Here is a 9,437-nt window from a genome sequence, read left to right as displayed (position 1 = left end):
ATAAATAGGTTTTGACACGAGCCTTATGCTATCGCTAATGGATGCAATGGTATCTTTGGTAGTGAAAGTCTTATAGAAACTCATTAGTCTCATATGCTTTCGAGTATATTTGGAAGTGAATGTATATAAGAACCCAACGTGTTTTAGCCGTTGGAGTGTCAGTCTTTGATATAATAATTGCAATGTAAAGGTGGTGAAGATCATGTTTGGACATCTACAAATAAAAAGTGCCTACAGCTTTCAAAGAAGTACAATTCTAATAAAAGATCTTGTCAAGATGGCTAAAGAGAAACATATCGATGCTTTAGCTTTATGTGATAAAGATAATATGTATGGCGCCTATGAATTCTATGAAGAGTGTACAAAGGCCAATATCAAGCCTATATTTGGTCTAGAAGCAACTGTTCTTATCAATGGAGAACATTATCCTATGACACTACTTGCTATTGATGATCAGGGATACTTTGATCTTATTTCCTTAACAAGCAAGATCAATCTTTCTAAAGAAAGAGCCATTGTTTTAGATGATCTGATCCCCTATGTAGCCCATCTTCTTATTATTTCTGCCTCCGATGAAGGCATAGTAGAACGACTTGTCTTAAAAGATATGGAAAAGGAAGCTGAAAAATATTTAAGAAGATTTAAAGAGATGTTTAAGGATCATTATTACATCATGATTCAAAATCATCATATCGCCTTACAAAAAAATAGAAATGAACGTCTGATCGCTTTAGCGAAATATCTTAATATTAAGTTATTATGGGGAAATGACGTATGTTACTTAAGAAAGCAGGATGCCCTTGCGGTCGATCTTATGAGCGCTAGTCAGGAGGGACGCACACTTCCTGTGCAATATGAAGTGGTAAGTGATGAACGATATCTTAAAAGTGAAGAAGAAATCAAAGCATGCATTCCAGAATCATTGATGGAGGAAACAGCACGTGTTGTACAGATGTGCAAGGCAACTATTCCTCAAGGAATCAAGAATCTTCCTGCTTATCCTACACCTGCCAATGTGAGTGCTGAAACTTATTTAAGAGAGCTATGTAAAGTAGGACTGAAGAAAAGATTTAAAGGGCAGAGGGTAACGAAGCCTTATATTGAACGATTAAGCTATGAGCTTGATGTTATTCATTCTATGGGCTTTGATGATTACTTCCTCATTGTCTGGGATTACGTACAATTTTCAAAGAAACATCATATTCTTGTAGGTCCAGGGAGAGGTTCAGCAGCCGGAAGTCTTGTGGCTTATGTGCTAGGAATCACGAATGTAGATCCATTAGCCTACGATCTACTATTTGAACGATTCCTTAATCCAGAACGTGTTTCCATGCCAGATATCGATATCGATTTCCAGGATGATCGACGTGACGAAGTTGTACGTTATGTCATAGAAAAATATGGACAAAATCATGTCTGTCAGATTGTCACATTTTCAACCTATGGTCCACGTGTCGCAATCAAGGATATCGGGAAAGTCATGAATGTTCCGCTTCCTCGATTAGAGATGATTGCGAAGATGGTCCCAACAGGACCAAAGAACAAGAAGACGATTACGGAAGTCTATCAGACTTCTGCTTCTTTTCAAAGTCTTATCAATGAAAATAAAGCCCTGCGTAAACTTATTGGGGCAATGAGTGTTGTAGAACATCTGCCACGTAATATTTCCATGCATGCAGCAGGGGTTGTTCTTTCAAGAAGACCATTAAGTCAAAGTGTACCGCTTGTGATTGGTCCTTCAGATATGGTGATGTCACAGTATTCCAAGGATTACATTGAAAAAGCAGGACTATTAAAAATGGACTTTCTTGGCTTAAAGAACTTAACAATGATTGATTATATACTTAAAGATCTACATAAAGAAGGCTATGATCTTTCACTGCAGGATATTCCTCTCAATGATCAAAAGACATATGAAATGCTGTCGCGTGGGGATACGTTTGGTGTCTTCCAGCTAGAATCAGCGGGAATGCGCAATCTATTAAGACGCATGAAACCTAGAGAGCTAAACGATATCATTGCGGCTATAGCCTTGTATCGTCCAGGACCGATGGATAATATTCCTTTGTATCTTAAAAATAGAGCAAATCAAAAGGAGATTGTCTATTTAACTGAAGAATTGAAGAGTATTCTTTCATCAACATATGGCATTATTATCTATCAGGAACAGATTATGCAGATTGCGAGAATCATCGCTGGCTTTTCTTTAGGAAAGGCAGATATGCTTAGAAAGGCGATTTCTAAGAAGAATATTAAGGCTATGCAGATGATGAAAGAGGAATTTATTGAAGGGGCGATAAACAATCGTCATTCTAAAGAGAAAGCTGTGGAAATCTATAACTTAATTGAAAAGTTTGCGAACTATGGTTTCAATAAGTCCCACAGTGTAGCTTATGCGATCATTGCGTATCAATTAGCTTATCTCAAAGCAAATGCGCCACGTATTTTCTTTGCATCCATCTTATCTAATGTGGGGGCATCTTCTTCAACGAAATTGCATTGTATTCAGGAAGCAAAGAAGTATGGCGTAAAGATTCTTTCTCCTTCGATCAATAAGTCAACGGATCGTTTTACAGTAGAGAAAGAAGGCATTCGCTATTCTTTGACAGCCATTAAGAATGTTGGCTATGCTGGCTATCGCAGTATCAGTGAAGAAAGAGAAAAAGGTCCATTTATTGATCTTTATGATTTCTTATCAAGAATGGAAAAGACACGTATGAATAAGAGCATGATGGATGCGCTTATTGAAGCGGGGGCCTTTGATGAATTTGAAAAGAATCGCGCGTATATAAAAGGCAATCTGGATAAGATGGTAGAATATGTTCACTTGAAAAACACTATTGGTGTAGATGAAGAACCTATTCTCGATTATATTAAAGAAGATCGCTATCGAAAGCTTGAAGAAGAAAAAGAAGTATTAGGATTATACTTAACAACACATCCTTTGACTTATGTAAAAGAGAAGCTCTCTATTCCTATTGTTTCATTATGTGATGTAAGTCAATATGTAGGAAAGAGCATCAATGTCATTATGAGCATCAGCAGAGTCAAAAGTGTCGTCGATAAAAGAGGAAGAGAAATGGCTTTTATCGAAGGACAAGATGATACAAGTCAGCAGGATTGTGTTTGTTTTTCTCAATCATATGAACGCTATAAAGATTCACTTAAGCGTGGTAAGATAGTAGCTATGGAAGTAAGAGTACAAATGAGAGAGACACTCTCACTTGTGGTAAATAAAGTAAAGGAAATAAAATAATGAATGAACTAATATTGATTGATGGAAATTCCCTATTGTTTAAAGCATTTTATGCGACTGGATATATGGGAAATTATATGATTAACAAGGATGGCATTCCTCTTAATGGTGTCTTTGGATTTGCAAGAATGATGGATAAAATTCTTGAACAGAATGCAAAGTATGTCATCGTTGCTTTTGATTACGGAAAACATACCTTCAGAAATGATCTGATGGAAGAATACAAGGCACAAAGAAAAGCAACACCGGATGAATTGATCCCTCAGTTTGCGATTGTAAGAGAATACCTTGATGCACACAATGTATCATATTGTGAAAAAGAAGGCTTTGAAGGTGATGATATCATCGGTACATTGGCTAAATTTGGGGAAGAAAACAATCTTAAGGTCTCTATCTATACAGGAGATAAAGATGCTTTCCAGCTATGTAGCGATAAGACGACAATCTATCGTACAGTCAAAGGAGTAACAGAATTAGATATCTATACGCCTGAGGTCTTAAGAGAAAAATGGGATATCACTCCTGACCAGGTAAGAGATTTATTAGGATTAATGGGAGATACAGCTGATAATATTCCAGGAATCAAGGGTGTAGGAGAAAAGACAGCGTTAAAGCTTATTCATCAGTTTGGATCAATTGAAGATATCGTAGAACATGCGGAAGAAATCAAAGGAAAACTAGGAGAAAAAGTAAGAAATGGCAAAGATGATGCCTTGATTTCAAAGAAAGTGGCAACCATCTTAAAAGATGTCCCATTGGACATCGACCTTGACTTTGCCAAGTATGAAGGGTTTGCTTTTGATAAATTAAAAGAGTTCTATACAAAATACCAGATGAACTCTCTTCTTAAATCATTGACACTTTCTCAAAAGCCAAAAAGAAGCGCTTTAAAATATGAGATTGTTTCTAAGATGCCAGAAATCAAGAAAGATAGTGCACTTTATGTATCCATCTTTGATGAAAACTATCATAAATCCATCATTTTAGGATTTGGTCTTTACAATGATGAACAATCTTACTTCATCTCTTTTGAAGATGCCTTAAATGACAAGGCGTTCATTGATTATCTTCAAGATGAAAAAAAGAAAAAGTATGGCTTTGCGATCAAAGGATGCATGGCTGGAGCTAAATGGAATGGTATTGATATCAAAGGATTTGATTTCGATCTTTCCCTAGCAACATATGTGCTTTCTCCTTCTATCAAGGAAAACATGAAGAATGTCTGTGATTTCTATGAATACGATGACATCATGTATGATGAAGAAGTCTATGGTAAAGGGGCAAAACATCATATCCCAGAAGATGATCTGCTTGCGAAAGACTGTGTCTCAAAAGCAAGAGCAATCTATGAATTAAGAGAAGAAGCTATCAAGAAACTTAAAGAAGAAGAACAGTATCATCTTTATGAAGATATTGAAATGCCAGTTACACATATTCTTACTGATATGGAAATGACCGGTGCTAAAGTTGATGTAGATGTTCTTAAGAAGATGGATCATGATTTCGATGAAGATATCAGACATCTAGAAGAAGAAATCCATACATTGGCAGGAGAAAGCTTTAATGTCGCTTCACCAAAACAGTTAGGAACGATCTTATTTGAAAAGCTAGGATTAAAGAATGGCAAGAAGACAAAGACCGGCTATTCTACATCACAGGATATTCTTGAAAAGATTATCGATCAGCATCCTATCGTACCATTGGTATTAAGATACAGAATGCTGACAAAACTGTCTTCTACTTATCTAAAAGGTTTGCAGGATCAGATCTTCCCTGATGGCAAGATTCATACAATGTACAAGCAGACATTGACACAGACTGGACGACTTTCATCAGTGGATCCAAACTTACAGAATATTCCTGTTCGAACAGAAGAAGGAAAGATGATTAGAAAGGCTTTCGTTTCTGATCATGGCTATCTTATGTCACTTGACTATTCACAGATTGAACTTCGTATTCTTGCGCATTTAGCGCATGTAGAACGCTTGATTGAAGCCTTTAAGCAAGGAAAAGACATTCATGCGCATACAGCAGCCTTAGTCTTTGGGGTAGCTGATGAAGAAGTCACAAGCAATATGAGAAGACAGGCTAAAGCGGTCAACTTCGGTATTATCTATGGTATGACTGAATTCAGATTAGCTAAAGATATCGGTATGTCATTATCTGATGCAAGAGCATTTATTGCGAAGTATTATGAGACATATCCTGAAATCAAGGACTATATGGAAAATATCGTGAAGAACTGTGAACAGGATGGATATGTTTCTACTGTATTAAATAGAAAACGTTATATTCCAACTATTCATGATAAAAACTACATGGTAAGAGAACAGGCGAAACGTTTTGCGATGAATGCGCCAATTCAAGGATCTGGTGCTGATATCATGAAACTTGCGATGATCAAGGTAGATCAGGAAATCAAGAAGCATCATTTTAAATCTAAGATTATTCTTCAGGTACACGATGAATTGATCTTTGATGTCTATAAAGAAGAAGTTGAAGAATTTACAAAAGTAGTAAGAGAAGCAATGGAAACATGCTTTACACTTGATGTCCCATTAAAGGTAGATGGCAATTACGCTGATAACTGGTGTGATCTTAAGTAGGTGATAAAATGCCTGAAGGACCAGAAGTAGAAACAGTCAGACGTACATTGAAGCATTTTATCTTAGATGCAAAAATCACATCGGTGGATGTTTTCTATGATAAGATAATAGAAGATGATACAACACTCTTTAAAGGAGTCTTAAAAGATCAGCATATTAGAGACATCGATCGTTTTGGCAAATATCTGATTTTCATTCTGGATGATTACGCCTTTATATCCCATCTTAGAATGGAAGGAAAGTTTAATATAAAACCACAGGGATCTCCATTAGATAAACATGATCACGTCGTGTTTTATTTAAATGATGGCCGTGAATTAAGATACAATGATACAAGAAAATTTGGTCGTATGAAACTATGCGATAAATTACATTATCTTTCTTATCCGCCATTTAATAAGCTAGGAGTAGATCCTCATGATGCACATGTAGAAGATGTCTATGACAAGCTTCATAGAAGTGCATTGCCAATTAAGACGCTTTTACTAGATCAGCATATTTTTGTAGGAATAGGCAATATCTACGCGAATGAAATATGCTTTAGAATGGGCATGGATCCTCGTACAAGAGGAAAGCGTCTTTCTAAGAAAAGAGTGGCACAGCTTATCTCTATTGGTGATGAAGTATTAAGTGAAGCCATCAGACAAGGCGGCACGACAATTCATTCATTTGATGCCAATGGCATCCATGGCTTATTTCAAGTACAGCTAGATGTACATATGCAAAAAACATGTAAGAAATGTCATGGGGAAATAAAGAAAATAATGTTAGGAGGACGTGGCACATATTATTGTCCCGTCTGCCAGAAAAGGAGATATTGATATGTTACAGTGGGGTGTATTAGGTTTAGGACGCATTGCTCATAGATTTGTGGAAAGTCTTTCTCATTTTGAAGAAGCACAGTTTTATGCTGGAGCGAGTCATAGTGAAGAAAAAAGAAAGGATTTCATGAAATATAATCCTTGTAAGCTATATGATTCTTATGATGAACTCCTTCAAGATCCAGAAGTAGATGTGGTCTATATCGCATTGCCTCACGGCTCTCATTATCATTGGAGCATGAAAGCTCTTGAACACAATAAATGTGTTCTTTGTGAAAAGCCAGCGATGCTTAGTTCCAAGGAGATGGAAGAAGTAGCGAAGTATGCCAAGGATCATCATCTGTTCTTCATGGAAGCCATGAAGACAAGATTTATGCCTTTGACCCATATTCTACATAAAGAAATAGAAAAAGGTATCATTGGTGATATTGTACATATTTCTAATCACTTTAATTCAAAGGTGAACTATCATCCTGATCATTATCTCTTTGATCAAAGTCAAGGTGGGGCACTTTATGATACTGGAACATACTGTGTCGCAAGTATTTTAGATTATATTCACTCACCAATTTCTTCTATTTCATCAAAGGTGAGAAAAGAACATGGTGTTGATGTTCATGATGAAGTAGAAATCACATTTGAAAATGGGACAACGGCTTCTTTCTCTTGCAGTATTGATGCACCAGAAAGAAGAGATATGATCATCAAGGGGACAAGAGGGACTATTACCATGTCACCGTTCTATCGTCCAATGGAAGCTGTCATTGATACCGATGATGGGGAATCAATGACCTGCATTGCGAAAGCACCGGATGATTTTTATCCTGAAATCAAGGCCGTCCATCAAGCTATTGCCTATATTGAAATTGAATCTCCTTATATGACACATCAGGATTCTATTGATGTCATTAAGGTGATAGAAAGCATCAGGGATACATTTGATGACTAAAGTAATTGGATTGACTGGTGGGATTGCGACAGGGAAGAGCACTGTTTCTTCTTATCTTAAGAAGAAAGGCTATTTTATTGTCGATGCTGATATGATTGCTCATGATGCATTGATGAAAGGAAAGAAGCCTTATGAATTAGTATGTGCTCATTTTCCTTCGGTTGTAGAAGAAGGAGAAATCAACAGGAGAGCATTAGGAAAGATTGTTTTTCATGATCAAAAAGAAAAAGACATTTTAGAATCCTATGTTCTTCCGTATGTTAGAGAAGAGATAGAAAAGGAAATTGAAAAACATGAAGAAGTCATCTTGGATGTACCACTGCTTTTTGAAAAGCAGTATGATATCTTATGTGATTTCATTATTGTTGTGTCATGTTCCTATGAAATACAGCTTAAAAGACTCATGAAAAGAAATCATTTTTCTAAAGAAGAAGCGCATGCGCGCATCATGAGTCAGATGTCCTTGGCTGAAAAGGAAAAAAGGGCAGATTATATCATCCATAATGATGGGAATCTTGAAGAACTCTACAAGCAGGTGGATGATGTCATAAGGGAGGTTAAACATGCTTTTTAAGACAGATCTTTATATATGTGAAAGAACATATCCTATTGATGAACGTCAAAGAGATATTCTTTCCTATCTGTATTTGCCTCTCATTGGACAAAGAGCATACAGTGTTTATCATTTTTTATATGAAGAATCTAAAAGAATGACTCACTTTCATCATTACTGTGGGTTATCGCGTCTTACATCGTATTTGAATATTTCATTAGATCAATTAGAAAATGCCTGCAAGATGCTAGAAGGAATTGGATTGCTTCGTACTTTTAGACAATCGGAAGAAAAGACAATCTATCTTTATGTTGTTCAGCATCCATTGTCATTAAATAAGTTTCTTCACAATCAGGTGCTAGTGCAGGCATTAAGACATACGCTTGGTGAAGAACAATTGAATATTACTATTCATTATTTTAAATCATCACATGAAAACAGAAATGACTATGAAGATATCTCTTCACGTTTTACTGATGTCTACAGTGTAGATCTTTCTAATGCTAGAGCTTTAAGCTTTAAAGATGTAGATGAAGAAAGCTATGAAGAATTCCATGTTGAGTATGATTTATCATTATTCTATGAATCACTTAGAGATTATGGTATTCCCCATAAGAAGATTGCAGCTCATGAAGATCTTATTAAACAGTTGGCCATTATCTATAGTCTTGATGCATTGACATTAGCATCAGTAGTAAGAGAGTCTTATCACAATCAGGAAATTGATACACGTCTATTAAGAGAGAAGGCTAAGAATGTCTACAAGATGAATAGCTTCTCTACACTTAAGGAAATCTATCGTACACAGCCTGATCAGTTTAAGATGAATTCTCATTCTCATTCAGCTTTAGATCAGCATCTTCTTTACCTTGAAACAATCAGTCCTTATGAGTTATTGAAACGTAAGCAAGGTGGCGGTAAACCAGTTCTCCATGATCTTTCTATCGCTGAAACACTAATGGTAGAGCTAGGTCTTAATCCTGGGGTCGTGAATGTGTTAATTGAACTTGTCATGGGAATCAATAACAATAAGCTACCTCGTTCCTACTGCGAAACAATTGGTGCCTCATGGGCACGTCGTCGTATTCATACAGTAAAACAGGCTTATGAACAGGCAATGCGTATTAGAAAAGGGAAACAGGAAGAAGAGGAAGAAAAGAAAGAAGAAATCACAAATGAAGAAGTGATAAGTGATCCTTTAGATAATGATGATCTCGTTGCAATGCTGCAGAAAGTGAAAGGTATTTAATAT

The 9,437-nt window shown here is 36.3% G+C and carries 6 protein-coding genes; all 6 read left to right on the top strand.

Annotated features, from left to right (window positions below; genetic code table 11):
• Positions 1–202 precede the first annotated feature (202 nt).
• The 6 genes from dnaE to J6L95_RS07435 are packed head-to-tail and all read left to right on the top strand — an operon-like array spanning position 203 to position 9,434.
• Positions 203–3,256, top strand: a complete 3,054-nt coding sequence (gene dnaE, locus J6L95_RS07460) for a DNA polymerase III subunit alpha (RefSeq protein WP_287458641.1) — start codon at positions 203–205, stop codon at positions 3,254–3,256.
• Positions 3,256–5,862 carry a DNA polymerase I gene (gene polA / locus J6L95_RS07455; protein WP_287458639.1) on the top strand — a complete coding sequence of 869 codons (2,607 nt, stop codon included), beginning with the start codon at positions 3,256–3,258 and terminating at the stop codon, positions 5,860–5,862. Before dnaE ends, polA begins: the two co-directional genes overlap by 1 nt.
• A gap of 8 nt (positions 5,863–5,870) precedes the next feature.
• Entirely contained in the window at positions 5,871–6,683 is an 813-nt protein-coding gene (gene mutM, locus J6L95_RS07450) for a DNA-formamidopyrimidine glycosylase (RefSeq protein ID WP_287458637.1), read from the top strand.
• Positions 6,640–7,632 (top strand): Gfo/Idh/MocA family protein, encoded by a 993-nt coding sequence (locus J6L95_RS07445; protein ID WP_287458635.1) that lies wholly within the window; start codon positions 6,640–6,642, stop codon positions 7,630–7,632. The genes mutM and J6L95_RS07445 overlap by 44 nt, the downstream gene beginning before the upstream one ends.
• Positions 7,625–8,206: a dephospho-CoA kinase gene (gene coaE, locus J6L95_RS07440; RefSeq protein WP_287458634.1), complete on the top strand. Its 582-nt coding sequence runs from the start codon at positions 7,625–7,627 to the stop codon at positions 8,204–8,206. Before J6L95_RS07445 ends, coaE begins: the two co-directional genes overlap by 8 nt.
• Complete coding sequence (locus J6L95_RS07435; RefSeq protein ID WP_287458632.1) at positions 8,196–9,434, top strand: DnaD domain protein; 1,239 nt, start codon at positions 8,196–8,198, stop codon at positions 9,432–9,434. Before coaE ends, J6L95_RS07435 begins: the two co-directional genes overlap by 11 nt.
• The last annotated feature ends 3 nt before the right edge of the window (positions 9,435–9,437 follow it).

This window comes from Kandleria sp., from assembly GCF_017934775.1.
GTDB lineage: Bacteria > Bacillota_I > Bacilli_A > Erysipelotrichales > Coprobacillaceae > Kandleria > Kandleria vitulina.
The sequence above is the reverse complement of the archived record's forward strand: the minus strand, read 5'-3'. Positions and strand labels throughout refer to the sequence as shown.